Below are 15,395 nucleotides of genomic sequence, written 5' to 3'. Positions count from 1 at the left end.
ACCCGCCTGGCGCGGATCGGAGCAGTACACTCCATAGAGTGTACGCTCGCTGAAGAATTCCCCCTGCTTGTCAGACGGCTGACTCAGGTGCGAGGCAGGGTGACGCCACGCTGGCCCTGATACTTGCCGCCGCGGTCCTTATAGGACACTTCGCACTCTTCATCGGATTCAAGGAACAGCATCTGCGCCACGCCTTCGTTCGCGTAGATTTTCGCCGGCAGATTGGTGGTGTTGGAGAACTCCAGGGTCACATGGCCTTCCCACTCAGGCTCGAGCGGCGTGACGTTGACGATGATGCCGCAGCGCGCATAGGTGCTCTTGCCCAGGCAAATGGTCAATACATTACGCGGAATGCGAAAATATTCGACGGTGCTGGCCAGGGCGAAGGAGTTGGGCGGAATGATGCACACGTCGCTGTGGACGTCGACAAAGCTGCCGGCATCGAAGTTTTTCGGGTCGACGATGGCCGAGTTGATGTTGGTGAACACCTTGAAATGATTGGTGCAACGCACATCGTAGCCGTAGCTTGACACGCCGTAGGAGATCACACGGCTATCGTCGCTGCCACGCACCTGGCGCTCGACGAAAGGGTCGATCATGCCGTGTTCCTGCGCCATGCGGCGAATCCACTTGTCCGATTTGATGCTCATGGCGGGTGTCCTGAATAGCGAGGTGGAAAAAATCTGTCCGGCATCTTACCGGGGCGCGCCGCCGGGTTCAAAGTCCACGCTGCAATTCTCGCCGGACATCCGGGAATTACCTGCGTTGGCGACGAATCGACACACCGTCGATCCCTAAAACAGAGAAACCTGCACAAGAAGCATTGGCACGTCCCGGAAAAAGGGTTAAGGTGGCGCCACTGTGCTGCTTGTGTCACTGAGAATCTCTACACGATATGTTGAATTTCGATCCAACCATCTACAAGAATTTTTCCTGCTCTTTGCACTCAGTCTCGGCCAGGGTTCTTCCTGAGTCGCAGTTATCTTTGTTCAAGGAGTTACACCATGTCTAATCGCCAAACCGGTACCGTTAAGTGGTTCAACGATGAAAAAGGCTTCGGCTTCATCACTCCACAATCCGGTGACGACCTGTTCGTTCACTTCAAAGCTATCCAATCCGACGGCTTCAAAAGCCTGAAAGAAGGCCAACAGGTTTCTTTCATCGCTACCCGCGGTCAGAAAGGCATGCAAGCTGAAGAAGTTCAAGTTATCTAACTTGTACTTGCTTTAGTAAAAAGCCCCGCCCTCAACAGCGGGGCTTTTTTGTGCCTGTGTGTTTTTGCCAGGCGAAAAAAATCGCGGCCCAAGCCGCGATCTTTTTTTCAAAGCCTTACCAGGTCACACCAAACCCGGCACTGTAGCGAGTCTTGTCCAGATCGGACTCGTCGGTACCGTGGATGATGTCGCGCTCCGCCTTTAGATTGAGCGAAGCCCAGTCAGTCACCTTGTAGCGCAGTCCAATCTCAGCATCCAGCGCATAGTCGGCCACGCCCGACAGCGGCTTGCCCACCTCGCCACTTGTGAAGAACTCCACCCTCTTGCCAATCAGGTAGCGGTTGTAATCCCACTTCATGGCCAGGGAATAAAAGTTTTCCTCGCTGCCATCGGCAAATTCATAGTCCGTGCGGTTGACCAGCGAACCGAGGGAGAATGCGCCCAGTTCATCATCCCAGAACTGATAACCAGGACCGGTACCGACCGTGCGCTGGCGAGACAGATCTTCAACCTTGTCACGCTTGTAGACCAGGCGACCTTGCCAGAACCACTTGTCAGTCAGGAAGCGGTCAAGGGCGTACTCGGCCCGCCAATTGTCCGTGGTCACCACGTCATCCTGGAACTCTCGGTTGTACTCACCTTCGGCGATGTGTCGCCAGCGCCCATGGCGCGCAGTGGTCTTGAAATCGATGTCGTAATCATCGGTGTCATTTTCCGCGCGCTGATAATCCAGCGCCATGTCGACGTTGCCCTTCCATACCAGATCCTCGACCACAGGTTTCGGCTTGAGAATCTGCTGAACACTCGCCAACTCCACGGTTTTTGGTGCGTCACCGTTGGCCAGGGTCACCTTGCCGTCATCTGCCGCTTTCAGCGATTTGGCTTTTTCACCGGTGTAAGCATCCTGTTTGACCAGCAACTCCTGATCGCTTTCCAGGGTTTTCACCTTGCTCCAGTCGATCGGCACTGAACCGGCGTACTCGGTCTGGAGCACCAGCTTGCCACCATCGAACAGGACGATCTTGCCGCTCAGCTTGTCACCGTTCTTCAACCAGACGGTATCGGCGAGCAAGGGAGTGGAGGCACTGAAGACAGCGAGGCACAGCAGGGATCTGGACAACATAAGCAAATAGAGGCTCAAGTTCGCGAAAAAAATCGGCATTATCCGCAGGAATAAGGCACTAGCAAGGACTGACCCGACGATTTCCATTGAGTTCATTTCTCAACTGCCTATGCTCGAATTACCCTACAGACGGTAATGCAAATTTCTTCAGGACTGACGCACGTGACTGACTCACCCACCGAACCCGAGAGCGCGGCGCAAATCCGACGCACGGCACTGTACCTGACGCTGGCGCAAGTACCCGAAGGTAAAGTCGTGAGCTACGGTCAATTGGCAGAGCTGGCAGGGTTGGGCCGTGCCGCCCGCTGGGTCGGGCGCACACTCAGCCAATTACCCAACGACAGCAAATTACCCTGGCACCGCGTATTGGGCGCTGGTGGGCGCCTGAGCCTGCCGGCCGGCAGCCCTTCGGGGGATGAACAGCGCGCACGATTACGCACGGAAGGCATCAGCATCCTGAATAATCGTGTTGATATTCAGCGCCATGGCTGGCGCCCGGTAGAGCACAGCGGTTAGAGTGCGCGCTTTGTTTCCGTATTTCTTGAGGCAGACTCCAGCCCATGCCCCGTAAAACCTGGCGCGCCGCGCTCGCCGCTTATGCCAGCCCCTCGACACTCGTGCTGTTGCTGCTTGGTTTCGCCGCCGGCTTGCCCTATATGCTGGTGTTTTCGACGCTTTCGGTCTGGCTTCGCGAAGCCGGTGTGGCTCGTGAGACCATCGGTTATGCGAGCCTGATCGGTTTGGCCTACGCCTTCAAATGGGTGTGGTCGCCACTGCTCGACCAATGGCGCCTGCCCCTGCTCGGCAAACTCGGGCGCCGACGATCCTGGCTGGTATTGTCCCAGGCGCTGGTGATTCTCGGCCTGATCGGCATGGGCTTTTGTGACCCGCAAAAACATCTGTCCTGGCTGATCGCCATCGCCGTCGTCGTCGCCTTTGCTTCGGCCACCCAGGACATCGCCGTCGATGCCTATCGCCTGGAAATCGCCGAAGACAACCGCCAGGCCGCACTGGCCGCCAGTTACATGTCCGGCTACCGCATCGCCGCACTGCTGGCCACCGCCGGCGCACTGTATTTCGCCGAAGGTTTCGGCTCTACCGGCTTCAACTATCAACACTCCGCCTGGGCCGGCACCTACATACTGTTTGGTGTCCTGATGGTCCCGGCGCTGCTGACCTGCCTGTTCATGCGCGAACCGCCGGTGCCATTGCGCACCCAACTGCAGGCCGGGCGCTACAGCTTCGCGCACCAACTGGCGTCGGTGTTCGTCCTGATCGTACTGCTGGTTTCGGTGCCGGCGATGTTCACCCAGCTCTATAACACTGACTTCGCCAGCGTGCTGTTCGGAGGCGTGAGCCTGCTCGACCTGCTGCTGCAAGACCGCGCCTTCCTGCGTGCGATCCTCTACACCCTCTTCACCGCCCTGTGCCTGTCGGCCATGGGTCGCCGTGGCCTGGCACCGGTGCTGACGCCGGTCAACGACTTCATCCTGCGTTATCGCTGGCAAGCGCTGCTGCTGCTCGGGCTGATCGCGACCTACAGGATGTCCGACACGGTCATGGGCGTGATGGCCAACGTGTTCTACATCGACCAGGGCTTCTCCAAGGATCAGATCGCCAGCGTCAGCAAAATCTTCGGCTTGATCATGACCCTGGTGGGCGCCGGCATGGGCGGCCTGCTGATCGTGCGATTCGGCATCCTGCCGATCCTGTTCATCGGCGGCATCGCGTCGGCGGGCACCAATATCCTGTTCCTGATGCTCGCCGACATGGGCGCCAACCTGAACATGCTGATCCTCACCATTTCCCTGGATAACTTCAGCTCGGGCCTGGCCACCTCGGCGTTCGTCGCCTACCTGTCGAGCCTGACCAACCTGAAGTTCTCCGCCACCCAGTACGCCCTGCTCAGCTCAATCATGTTGCTGTTACCACGCCTGATCGGCGGCTACTCCGGAGTCATGGTGGAAAAGTTCGGCTACCACGACTTCTTCCTGATCACCGCCCTGCTCGGTGTTCCGACCCTGCTGCTGATCGCCCTGCACTGGTACCAGGAGCGCCGCCGGGCCGGGCCGACACCGACGCCGGAGCCGCTACAGACCCCGATAGCAGAAGAATCGTAGGACCTCCACGCAGGAAATTTCGCAACAGGGCGGGTGAATCCCGCCCTCCTGCCACACCACCGACCGCACGCCTGTACGCCAGCGGATCTCGCCCGTACAATGCTCCGTCATTTCTCGTCATCAGCAATCGATAACGGCCAACCATGCGCACCAGTCAATTTTTGCTCGCCACACAGAAAGAAACGCCTTCCGACGCGGTCGTGATCAGCCATCAGCTGATGCTGCGCGCCGGCATGATCCGCAAACTTGCTTCGGGCCTGTACACCTGGCTGCCGATGGGCTTGCGAGTGATGCGCAAGGTCGAAGCCATCGTTCGTGAAGAAATGAACGCCGCCGGCTCTCTGGAAGTGTTGATGCCGAGCACTCAACCGGCTGAGCTGTGGCAGGAATCCGGGCGCTGGGAAGAGTACGGCCCTGAATTGCTGCGCTTCAAGGATCGTCAGGGCCGCGATTTCTGCGCAGGTCCGACCCACGAAGAAGTCATTACCGACCTGATGCGCAATGAGTTGAGCAGCTACAAGCAGCTGCCGATCAACCTGTACCAGATCCAGACCAAGTTCCGTGATGAAATCCGCCCACGCTTCGGTTTGATGCGCGGTCGCGAATTCATCATGAAGGATGCGTATTCGTTCCACGCCGACCAGCCTTCGCTGCAGGTCACCTACGACCGCATGCACCAGGCGTACTGCAACGTGTTCACCCGCCTGGGCCTGAAGTTCCGCCCTGTTGAAGCCGACAACGGTTCCATCGGTGGTGCCGGCTCCCACGAATTCCACGTGCTGGCCGAATCCGGTGAAGACGATATCGTCTTCAGCAACGGTTCCGAATACGCCGCCAACATCGAGAAAGCCGAAGCCGTGCCGCGCGAATCCTCACGCGCCGCTGCGACCGAAGAGCTGCGCCTGGTCGACACCCCGAACGCCAAGACCATTGCGCAACTGGTCGAAGGCTTTGACCTGCCGATCGAAAAGACCATCAAGACCCTGATCGTACGCGCCGAAGAAGAGGGCAAGCTGATTGCCTTGATCATCCGTGGCGACCACGAACTGAACGAAATCAAGGCCGCCAACCAGCCTGGCGTCGCCAGCCCGCTGGTCATGGCGACCGACGCCGAACTGCGTGACGCCATCGGCGCCGGCGCCGGCTCCCTGGGCCCGCTGAACCTGCCACTGCCGATCATCATCGACCGCTCCGTCGAAATGATGAGCGACTTCGGCATCGGCGCCAACATCGACGACAAGCACTACTTCGGCGTGAACTGGGAGCGTGACCTGCCGGTTCCGACGGTGGCCGACCTGCGTAACGTCGTGGCCGGCGACCCAAGCCCGGACGGCAAGGGCACCCTGGAAATCAAGCGCGGCATCGAAGTCGGGCACATCTTCCAGCTGGGCAACAAGTACAGCAAGGCGATGAAGTGCGAAGTGCTGGGCGAGAACGGCAAGCCGGTAACCCTGGAAATGGGTTGCTACGGCATTGGCGTATCCCGCGTGGTGGCTGCGGCCATCGAGCAGAACAACGACGATAAAGGGATCATCTGGAGCGACACCCTGGCGCCATTCCAGATTGCCCTGGTGCCGTTGCGCTACGAAACCGACCTCGTTCGCGAAGCCACCGACAAGCTGTATGCAGAACTGACTGCGGCAGGCTTCGAAGTGCTGCTGGACGACCGCGACAAGAAAACCAGCCCGGGTATCAAGTTCGCTGACATGGAACTGATCGGCATTCCGCACCGGATCGTGGTCAGTGACCGCGGCCTTGCCGAAGGCAACCTGGAATACAAGAGCCGCACCGAGGCCGAGGCGCAAGCGCTGCCGGTCGCCGACGTACTGCCTTTCCTTCAGGCCCGCATCCGCCGCTGATAGCAGATATAGAGACGTCATGTTCAAGCGAAACACCTTAGGCCTCGGTGGTGCCGCCCTGTGCGGCGCCCTGCTGGTCAGCGGCTGTGCCAATCAAATGTCACAACGCAGCGAGCACGAGGAACGCATCGAGCGCAAATTGCTCGATCACAGCCTGCAGATCGATGTCGGCGAGCCCAAGGTGCTTGAGCTGCCGCAACGGCGAGTGAAAATCCAAGAGCAGAAGACCTTCGAAGTCACCGAATTCGAGGTCACTCGGCACTACGATCGCTACACGCCTTACCAACCCTGGCGGGAAGTCTACGAAATCCCGCTGGGCGCGGTGGCCGTGGTGGCTGGCGTCGGTGCCAACGTGGTCAATGTGTTTGCCCTCGGCAATCTGCCAGACAGCGTGACCAGGGACTGGCTCAGCTACGGTTTCGCCGGGCTCAACCCGTTCATGAACGTGCAATCTCATGGCCGCGCCCAGCAAAACCTGGCAGGTATCGACGAGGTTCAGCGCGACAAACGCACCGAATACTCCAGCCTGCCCTGGAGCGAGCGTCCGGTCGAGGTCAAGGCCGGCAAGGAAACGTTCCAGTTGAGCACCGACAAGAGCGGCGTTCTGCGCCTGAACCTGTTGGACACCCCGTTCGCCGAACATGACATCAATCACCTGAGCCGACTGCTGATCAAGGTCGAAGACGTCCAGGACGACGTGCACACCGACTCATCACTGGCGGTCAGCAGCACCTTGCGCAGCAAGTTGTACGAAGCCCACGGGCTGATTTATGACGACCTGGAAGGCGACGAAGTAAACCAGTGGGTACACCGGGTCAAACGCCTGTCGGAGCTGGGCCTTGAAGAAGAAGCCAGCGAACTGGAACAGAGCCTGATCGAATTGACGCGCAATGATCCTGAATTGCAGTCCGAATTCCTCAAGTCACTGACCAAGGATGGCGAGCGACTGGTGGCGGATCCGCGGCCGAATTAAGCGCCCTCCCCGAAAAAAGATCGCAGCCTTCGAAGGCTGCGATCTTTTGACTTCATAAACTTACCGCTCAAACAACTCCATCTGCTCAAACCCACCGCGCAAATCCTCCAGCCGCACCCCGACCCCCAACAACCGCACCGGCTTGCCGCCGCGATTGAACGCCTGGGTCAGCATCAACTGATAACTCCCCAGATCCCGCCCTGCCCCGGCCTGCTCCAGCGTGGTCTGGGTGAAGTCATGGAATTTCACTTTGACGAAAGGCTTGCCCGGGCGATAGCTGCTGTCGATCCACGCCATGCGTGCAGCCAGGGTTTCCAGTAACTCGGGCAATTTTTCCAGGCAACTCTTCAGGTCCGGCAGATCCACGTCGTAGGTATTTTCGACACTGACCGACTGGCGCCGACTGTCATTGTGTACCAGGCGATCATCGATCCCACGGGCCAGGCTCCAGAGTCGCTCACCAAAACTGCCGAATTCACGTACCAGCGCCAACTTATCCCACTCGCGCAATTGCGCGCAATCGACAATGCCGAGCCTGCCCAGCTTGTCGGCGGTGACTTTACCGACCCCGTGCAGCTTGCTTACCACCAGGCCACTGACAAAATCCTCGACCTGATCCGGCGTGATGACGAATAAACCATTGGGCTTTTTCCAGTCGCTGGCAATCTTGGCCAGAAACTTGTTCGGCGCCACCCCGGCGGAGACGGTGATATGCAACTGATTGGAGACCCGACGGCGAATGTCCTGGGCAATACGCGTTGCGCTGCCACCGAAATGCGCGCTGTCCGACACATCGAGGTACGCCTCGTCGAGTGAGAGCGGCTCGATGAGCTCGGTGTAATCGCGAAAGATCGTATGAATTTCCTTAGATGCTTCTCGATAGGCATCCATACGTGGCTTGACGATGGTCAGGTCGGGACACAGCTTCAGGGCATGCCCCGAGGACATGGCCGAGCGCACGCCATAAGCCCGCGCCTCATAATTACAGGTGGCAATCACCCCGCGCCGATCCGCCGAGCCACCCACCGCCAGAGGTTTTCCGGCCAGGCGCGGGTCATCGCGCATCTCGATGGCAGCGTAAAAGCAATCACAGTCGACGTGGATGATCTTTCGCTGAGTCATATCAAAGCAGTGTTCATGGCGGAGAAAAGGCGTCAGGGCGTGCAAGATATGCAGTATCTCACTGACACCTGTATATAGCACCAGTGTTCTGAATGTTCTTTTGTGACTGTAGGAATTGCCGCTGATGAATTTATTTTTTCAATCGAATCGCGCACTGCAATAGAGCTACAGCCCTTGCTGCATCTGCGTCACAGCCCGACCGAGCACCTCATCAGATCGCTAAGCGATTGAAGAGAAACAGGTTTTACTGGAATTTGAGGTTGACACCCTGGCGTTCCTAGCTCGTCGGGCTCATAACCCGAAGGTCGTCGGTTCAAATCCGGCTCCCGCAACCAAACATCAAAAAAGGCTACTCGAAAGAGTGGCCTTTTTTGTGCGTGCCAGTTTTATGGATTCGAATGCGCACACGCGCCTCACCCGGATGGGTAAATAAGAGAAATCGTTTCAATTCCGAAACTTAGGCAAACCCTGCGACCGTTTGACGCTGTTTAACGTTTATTTGGCCTTGTTCAGGATTAACGGTTGACACCCCGCCATTCGCCTAGCTCGTCGGGCTCATAACCCGAAGGTCGTCGGTTCAAATCCGGCTCCCGCAACCAAACATCAAAAAAGGCTACTCGAAAGAGTGGCCTTTTTTGTGTCTGTTGAAAAAGTCCTTTCGCAACAATGATCTGCCACTCTGTAGTGAGCCGCTCGCACTCACCGTGCGTCGAGTCCAGACTATGCCCTGTCGCAGACTCAAACCGCCACGTCGACTGCTGCACCATCCGGTATAGGCGTTAATATTTGTAATTATTTTTTTCTACAGGGATTGGTAACTTGGCTGGATACCTCCATCCTGTCGCGCACAATCCAAGAGGTGATTGATGCGCGCCAACTCGTCTGATCCACAAGACACCGTCACAGCGATACAACCGATCAAGGCCGAGCGTTTGCGCCTGCTTGACCGCATCAGCAAATACCGTCAACCCATTGGCCTGGCGGTCACGGTGCTGTTGTTCACCATTGCGCTGATCGCCTGTCGCCATCTGTTGAGCGAACTCGATCTGAACGCTCTGCACGACTCGATCCTCGAAGTACCCAAGCCTGCCTTGCTCGGAGCATTGGCGGCGACCGTGGCGGGCTTCATCATCCTGTTGGGCTACGAATGGTCGGCCAGTCGCTATGCCGGTGTCGACCTGGCCCCGCGAACGCTGGCACTGGGTGGTTTCACGGCCTTTGCGATCGGCAATGCCATCGGCCTTTCGATGTTGTCGGGCGGTTCGGTTCGTTACCGTTTATATGCGCGTCATGGCCTGGGAGCCGCTGAAGTTGCCCGCATGACGCTGTTTGCCAGCCTGTCCCTTGGCTGTGCCCTGCCACCGCTGGCCGCGCTGGCGACCCTTAGCGACCTGCCCGCCGCCTCCATCGCCCTGGGTCTCTCCGAGACTTTGCTCGGCGCCGTTGCCGCGGTGGTGTTGTTACTGTTCGCGGTTCTCGCCATCGGCATCTACCGTCGTCGCCTGCCGGACCAGCCTTACCCGGAAAACCTGCTGGTCAAGGCCGGACGCCGCACGCTGCGCCTGCCGGGGCCTCGCCTGACTTTCCTGCAACTGATCATCACCGCGCTGGACGTGGCCGCCGCCGCTACCGTGCTCTATCTACTGCTGCCCGAAGCCCCACCGTTTGGCGCCTTCCTGCTGGTCTACTTGCTGGCCCTGGCCGCCGGCGTGCTCAGCCATGTGCCGGGCGGTGTCGGAGTGTTCGAAGCGATCTTGCTCGCCGCCTTCTCCAACACCCTCGGTGCTGCGCCACTGGCCGCGGCCCTGCTGCTCTACCGCTTGATCTATGTGGTCCTGCCGCTGCTGCTTGCTTGCCTGTTCCTGCTGATCAACGAAGGCCAGCGCCTGTTCCAGACACGCCAGACCCTGCGTGCCGCATCGGGCCTGGCTGCGCCAATCCTGGCGGTACTGGTGTTCCTGTCCGGCGTGGTACTGCTGTTCTCCGGTGTAACCCCGGAAATCGACACACGCCTGGAACATATCGGCTTTCTGATCCCCCACCGACTGGTCGATGCTTCGCACTTCGGTGCCAGCCTGATCGGCGTGCTGTGCCTGCTGTTGGCCCAGGGCCTGAGACGTCGATTGTCGGCCGCATGGATATTGACCACCATCCTGTTGCTGGTCGGCGCCCTGCTCTCCCTGCTCAAGGGCTTTGACTGGGAAGAAGCCAGCCTGATGGTGCTGACGGCGAGCCTGCTCGGGGTGTTCCGGCGCTCGTTCTATCGCCCCAGCCGCCTGACCGAACTGCCATTCTCACCGCTGTACCTGGTGGCCAGCCTATGCGTGCTGGGTGCGTCGATCTGGCTGCTGCTGTTCGCCTATCAGGACGTTCCGTACAGCCATCAACTGTGGTGGCAGTTCACCCTCGACGCCGATGCCCCCCGTGGCTTGCGCTCACTGCTGGGTGCCGCCGTGCTGTTGGTGGTGGTCTCCCTGACCTGGCTGTTGCGCACCGCGCGCCCGGTGATCCACTTGCCGACACCCGAAGAATTGGAGCGCGCGAGCAAGATTCTCATGGCCTCCGCGCAACCGGATGGCGGCCTGGCCCTGACGGGTGACAAGGCATTGCTGTTTCATCCCGACGACGAGGCCTTCCTGATGTACGCCCGTCGCGGCCGCAGCCTGGTGGCGCTGTATGACCCGATCGGCCCGGGGCAGCAGCGGGCGGAAATGATCTGGCAGTTCCGCGACCTGTGCGACATCCACCACGCCCGCCCCGTGTTCTATCAAGTGCGCGCCGAGAATCTGCCGTACTACATGGACATCGGCCTGACCGCGATCAAGCTCGGCGAAGAAGCCCGGGTCGATCTCAAGCGCTTTGATCTCGAAGCCAAGGGCAAGGAGATGAAAGACCTGCGTTACACCTGGAACCGCGGCACCCGCGACGGCCTGTCGCTGGAAATCCACGAGCCGGGCCAGGCGCCGATGGATGAGCTTAAGGTGATTTCCGATGCCTGGCTGACCGGCAAGAATGTCCGGGAGAAAGGCTTCTCCCTCGGCCGCTTCAGCGATGACTACCTCAAGTATTTCCGTATCGCGGTGATCCGTTTCGAAGGGCGCCCCGTGGCGTTCGCCAACCTGCTCGAGACTTACAGTCATGACCTGGCCAGCCTCGACCTGATGCGCGCCCACCCCGAGGCACCCAAGCTGACCATGGAGTTCATGATGGTCGGCCTGATTCAACACTATAAAAATCATGGATACGCGCGGTTCAGCCTGGGCATGGTGCCGTTGTCGGGGTTGCAACCCCGTCGCGGTGCACCGCTGACCCAGCGCCTGGGCTCGATGGTGTTCCGCCGTGGTGAACAGCTCTACAACTTCCAAGGCTTGCGCCGCTTCAAAGACAAGTTCCAGCCTGACTGGGAACCCCGTTATATGGCCGTGCCCGCCGGACTCGATCCGCTGGTTGCCCTGGCTGACACTGCCGCCCTGATCGCGGGCGGCTTGACCGGACTGGTGAAACGCTGATGATTCAACGCTCCTTGCGGTACGTATTGGGCGCACTTATTGTGCTGGCCCTGATCCTCGGTGGTGGCTTTTGGTACCTCAAGCGCCCGGCACCGGAACCGACCCTCGAACGGCTGACCCCGACCGATGGCGCACCAATGACCCGCGTCATCCCCGGGACAACACCCCGCGCCCAAGTGCTGGTGGCGGTCAATGAAGACCAGAAGCTCAGCGACAAGCAACTGTCCACCCTGAGCCGTAGCAGTTCAGCGCAGATCGTGCAGGTGATCCTGCCCCACGACTGCCTGCTGCAAAGCCGTGCCCTGCAAGCCGGCTTGCGCGAACTCAAAGGCCCGGCGACCCTGGTCAGCGGCATCGGCCCCGGCGCGGTGCTGGCATGGCGCTGGCTGTCCGAGCAGAAAGACGAAAAGGCCCAGGCCGTTTCGGTCGACCTGGCCCTGGAAAAAGGTGGCTGCACCCATTTGCTGCCAAAATCTGCGGCCCACGGCCACTGGCTGGTGGCATGGAACGACAACCCGGACGACACCAGCGCCGGCTTTGTGCGTGACCAACCCAACGCCGAAACCAGCATCAGCGACTACGACATCAACCTGCCGCAAGTGCTGAACAACGAGCTGCGCAAGATCCTCGTCGGTGGCGACAAAGACGCAGGCGGCCTGCAGATTCCGGTGGTCGAAGTGCCGGCCGGCGAGGCACGGGATACCGTCACCCTGTTCCTCTCCGGTGATGGCGGCTGGCGTGACCTGGACCGCGATGTGGCGGGCGAGATGGCCAAGATCGGCTACCCGGTGGTCGGCATCGACACCCTGCGCTACTACTGGCAGCACAAGAGCCCCGAGCAAAGTGCCCTGGACCTCGCCGAACTGATGCAGCACTACCGGCAGAAATGGGGCACCAAGCGCTTCATCCTGACCGGCTACTCGTTCGGCGCCGACGTCCTGCCAGCGATCTACAACCGCTTGGCGGAGTCGGAGCAACAGCGCGTCGACGCCATCATCCTGCTGGCCTTTGCCCGCACCGGCAGCTTCGAAATCGAAGTCGAAGGCTGGCTCGGCAACGCCGGTAAAGAAGCCGCCACCGGCCCGGAAATGGCCAGGCTGCCGGCGGCCAAGGTTGTGTGTATCTACGGCGAAGAAGAAGCCGACGAGAGCGGCTGCACCGACAAGACGGCGGTGGGAGAAGCCATCAAGCTGCCCGGCGGCCACCACTTCGACGAGAACTACCCGGCGCTGGCCAAGCGGCTGGTGGATGTGATCGAGAAGCGTCAGGCCAAGGATACGACTGCTCAGGAGTGATCTGGGCCCGCTGCACAAAAGCCCTCGTTACCTCACGGTGCGAGGGCTTTTTCATTCGTACGAAGATCGACGGGACGCCTCACAATCCTGTGGGAGCGGGCTTGCCCGCGATAGCGGGATGCCCGTCACACAAGTGTTGTAACTGCCGCCGTCTTCGCGGGCAAGCCCGCTCCCACAGGGTTCTTCATTGGTTTCAGTCATAGGCCAGACACAAAAAAGCCCCCGCTGCCGCAAGACAACGGGGGCTTTTTGACGAGGCTTACATCTCCACCTGCGTCCCCAGCTCAATCACCCGGTTCAGCGGCAGATTGAAGAAGCGCAAATTGCCGTTGGCATTCTTCAACATAAACGCAAACAACGCCTCGCGCCAACGAGCCATGCCTTCAAGCTTGGAAGCGATGACCGTCTCGCGACTGAGGAAGTAGGTGGTGCGCATCGGGCTGAAGTCGAGGTCATCGAGATGACACAACTTCAGCGCTTGCGGCACATCCGGCTCGTCGATGAAGCCAAAGTGCAGGATCACCCGGAAGAACCCTTCGCCGTGGGACTCAACCTCAAAGCGCCGTGTCGGCGGTACCCGCGGGATGTCTTCATACACTACGGTCAGCAGCACCACTTGCTCGTGCAGCACCTGGTTATGCAACAGGTTGTGCAACAGCGCGTGGGGCACGGCGTCCGGGCGGGCGGTAAGGAACACCGCTGTCCCCTGGACACGATGCGGCGGTTGCACGGCGATACTGCTGATGAAAATCGGCAGTGGCAGCCCGCCCTCGTCCATGCGCTCCACCAGCAGCTGTTTGCCGCGTTTCCAGGTGGTCATCAGCACGAACAGCGCAATACCGGCGATGACCGGGAATGCCCCGCCCTGAACGATCTTCGGCACGTTGGCGGCGAAGTACAGACCGTCCACCAGCACGAAGCCCAGTGAGATCGGCACCGCGAGAAGCGGTGGCCACTTCCACAACAGCAGCATCACCACCGACACCAGAATGCTGGTCATCAGCATGGTGCCAGTCACCGCCACGCCGTAGGCCGACGCCAAGGCACCGGAGGACTCGAAGCCCAACACCAGCAGCACGACGCCAACCATCAGCGACCAGTTCACCGCGCCGATGTAGATCTGGCCCTGCTCGGCACTGGAGGTGTGCTGGATCTGCATGCGCGGAATATAACCAAGCTGGATCGCCTGGCGGGTCAGGGAGAACGCGCCGGAAATCACCGCCTGGGAGGCAATCACTGTAGCCAGGGTGGACAAGCCAACCAACGGAATCAGCGCCCAGCTCGGCGCCAACAGATAGAACGGATTGCGTGCGGCTTCCGGATCGCCCAGCAGCAACGCACCCTGACCGAAGTAGTTGAGCACCAGCGCCGGCAGTACCAGGATGAACCATGCTCGGGCAATAGGCTTGCGCCCGAAGTGGCCCATGTCGGCGTACAAGGCTTCGGCACCGGTCAACGCCAGCACCACCGCCCCGAGGATAGCCACGCCCATGCCCGGGTGCACGATGAAAAAGCGCACGCCCCAGGCCGGGTTCAGCGCCTGCAGTACCTCCGGGTGCTGCAGGATGCCGTAGACACCCAGGGCACCCAGCACCAAAAACCAGGTGACCATGATCGGCCCGAACAGGATGCCGATGCGCGCGGTGCCGTGGCGTTGAATCAGGAACAGCGCCACCAACACGATCAACGACAGCGGCACCACCCAATGATCGATGCCGTCGAACGCCAAGCCCAGGCCCTCAATCGCCGACAACACGGAGATCGCCGGAGTGATCATGCTGTCGCCATAGAACAACGCGGCACCGATCAACCCGCAGACCACCAGAAAGCCGCGCAGCCTGGCATGCCCTGCCGCCGCCCGCCGTGCCAGCGCAGTCAAGGCCATAATTCCGCCTTCGCCCTGGTTGTCGGCGCGCAGGACAAACATCATGTACTTGATCGAAACGACCCAGATCAGCGACCAGAAAATCAGCGCCAGAATGCCCAGCACGCCATCATGGTTGACCGGCACACCATAGCCGCCGGAGAACACTTCTTTGAGGGTGTACAACGGACTGGTGCCGATGTCGCCGTAGACCACCCCGACTGCTGCGACCAGCATACCGATCGGCTTCGCCGCCGAATGCTCGGCGCCTGCCGCCTGACTACTTGCCTGCCCCATCCGGAACTCCTGATTCCCA

11 protein-coding genes are annotated in these 15,395 nt (G+C 59.9%); 7 read left to right on the top strand and 4 right to left on the bottom strand.

Annotation, left to right across the window (positions count from 1 at the left end):
- Positions 1-83: 83 nt before the first annotated feature.
- Positions 84-650: a dCTP deaminase gene (gene dcd / locus ASE98_RS09310; protein ID WP_060541081.1), complete on the bottom strand. Its 567-nt coding sequence runs from the start codon at positions 648-650 to the stop codon at positions 84-86.
- 354 nt (positions 651-1,004) lie between these two features.
- On the opposite strand from dcd, the gene ASE98_RS09305 reads away from it, so the two are divergent.
- Positions 1,005-1,214 carry a cold-shock protein gene (locus tag ASE98_RS09305; protein ID WP_002554837.1) on the top strand — a complete coding sequence of 70 codons (210 nt, stop codon included), beginning with the start codon at positions 1,005-1,007 and terminating at the stop codon, positions 1,212-1,214.
- 115 nt (positions 1,215-1,329) lie between these two features.
- Here the strand turns inward: ASE98_RS09305 and ASE98_RS09300 are convergent, their stop codons facing one another.
- Positions 1,330-2,337, bottom strand: coding sequence for a DUF481 domain-containing protein (locus ASE98_RS09300; RefSeq protein WP_060541080.1), 1,008 nt, complete (start codon positions 2,335-2,337; stop codon positions 1,330-1,332).
- Between the two features lie 135 nt (positions 2,338-2,472).
- On the opposite strand from ASE98_RS09300, the gene ASE98_RS09295 reads away from it, so the two are divergent.
- From ASE98_RS09295 to ASE98_RS09280, 4 genes are all read left to right on the top strand, one after another.
- Complete coding sequence (locus ASE98_RS09295; protein WP_236707789.1) at positions 2,473-2,853, top strand: MGMT family protein; 381 nt, start codon at positions 2,473-2,475, stop codon at positions 2,851-2,853.
- A 44-nt stretch (positions 2,854-2,897) separates the two neighbouring features.
- Positions 2,898-4,457: an AmpG family muropeptide MFS transporter gene (locus tag ASE98_RS09290; protein WP_060541078.1), complete on the top strand. Its 1,560-nt coding sequence runs from the start codon at positions 2,898-2,900 to the stop codon at positions 4,455-4,457.
- 143 nt (positions 4,458-4,600) lie between these two features.
- Positions 4,601-6,316: a proline--tRNA ligase gene (locus ASE98_RS09285; RefSeq protein WP_060541077.1), complete on the top strand. Its 1,716-nt coding sequence runs from the start codon at positions 4,601-4,603 to the stop codon at positions 6,314-6,316.
- 19 nt (positions 6,317-6,335) lie between these two features.
- Positions 6,336-7,289 (top strand): hypothetical protein, encoded by a 954-nt coding sequence (locus ASE98_RS09280; protein WP_060541076.1) that lies wholly within the window; start codon positions 6,336-6,338, stop codon positions 7,287-7,289.
- Positions 7,290-7,349: 60 nt separating this feature from the next.
- On the opposite strand, the gene dinB is transcribed toward ASE98_RS09280, so the two are convergent.
- Positions 7,350-8,411 carry a DNA polymerase IV gene (dinB, locus tag ASE98_RS09275; protein ID WP_060541075.1) on the bottom strand — a complete coding sequence of 354 codons (1,062 nt, stop codon included), beginning with the start codon at positions 8,409-8,411 and terminating at the stop codon, positions 7,350-7,352.
- A gap of 866 nt (positions 8,412-9,277) precedes the next feature.
- Between dinB and mprF the strand changes: the two genes are divergently transcribed.
- Together mprF and ASE98_RS09260 are read left to right on the top strand one after the other, a co-directional pair.
- On the top strand, positions 9,278-11,920 hold the full coding sequence (mprF, locus tag ASE98_RS09265; protein WP_060541074.1) for a bifunctional lysylphosphatidylglycerol flippase/synthetase MprF: 2,643 nt from the start codon (positions 9,278-9,280) through the stop codon (positions 11,918-11,920).
- The gene (locus tag ASE98_RS09260) at positions 11,920-13,215 is read left to right on the top strand and encodes a virulence factor family protein (RefSeq protein WP_060541073.1); all 1,296 of its coding nucleotides are present in this window, start codon (positions 11,920-11,922) and stop codon (positions 13,213-13,215) included. The genes mprF and ASE98_RS09260 overlap by 1 nt, the downstream gene beginning before the upstream one ends.
- 259 nt (positions 13,216-13,474) lie before the next feature.
- Here ASE98_RS09260 and ASE98_RS09255 read toward each other — a convergent pair whose 3' ends face one another.
- On the bottom strand, positions 13,475-15,376 hold the full coding sequence (locus tag ASE98_RS09255; RefSeq protein WP_060541072.1) for a potassium transporter Kup: 1,902 nt from the start codon (positions 15,374-15,376) through the stop codon (positions 13,475-13,477).
- Positions 15,377-15,395 lie beyond the last annotated feature (19 nt).

The sequence above is a fragment of the Pseudomonas sp. Leaf48 genome (assembly GCF_001421885.1).
Classification (GTDB): Bacteria; Pseudomonadota; Gammaproteobacteria; order Pseudomonadales; family Pseudomonadaceae; genus Aquipseudomonas.
This window is presented reverse-complemented; position numbering and strand designations above follow the sequence as displayed.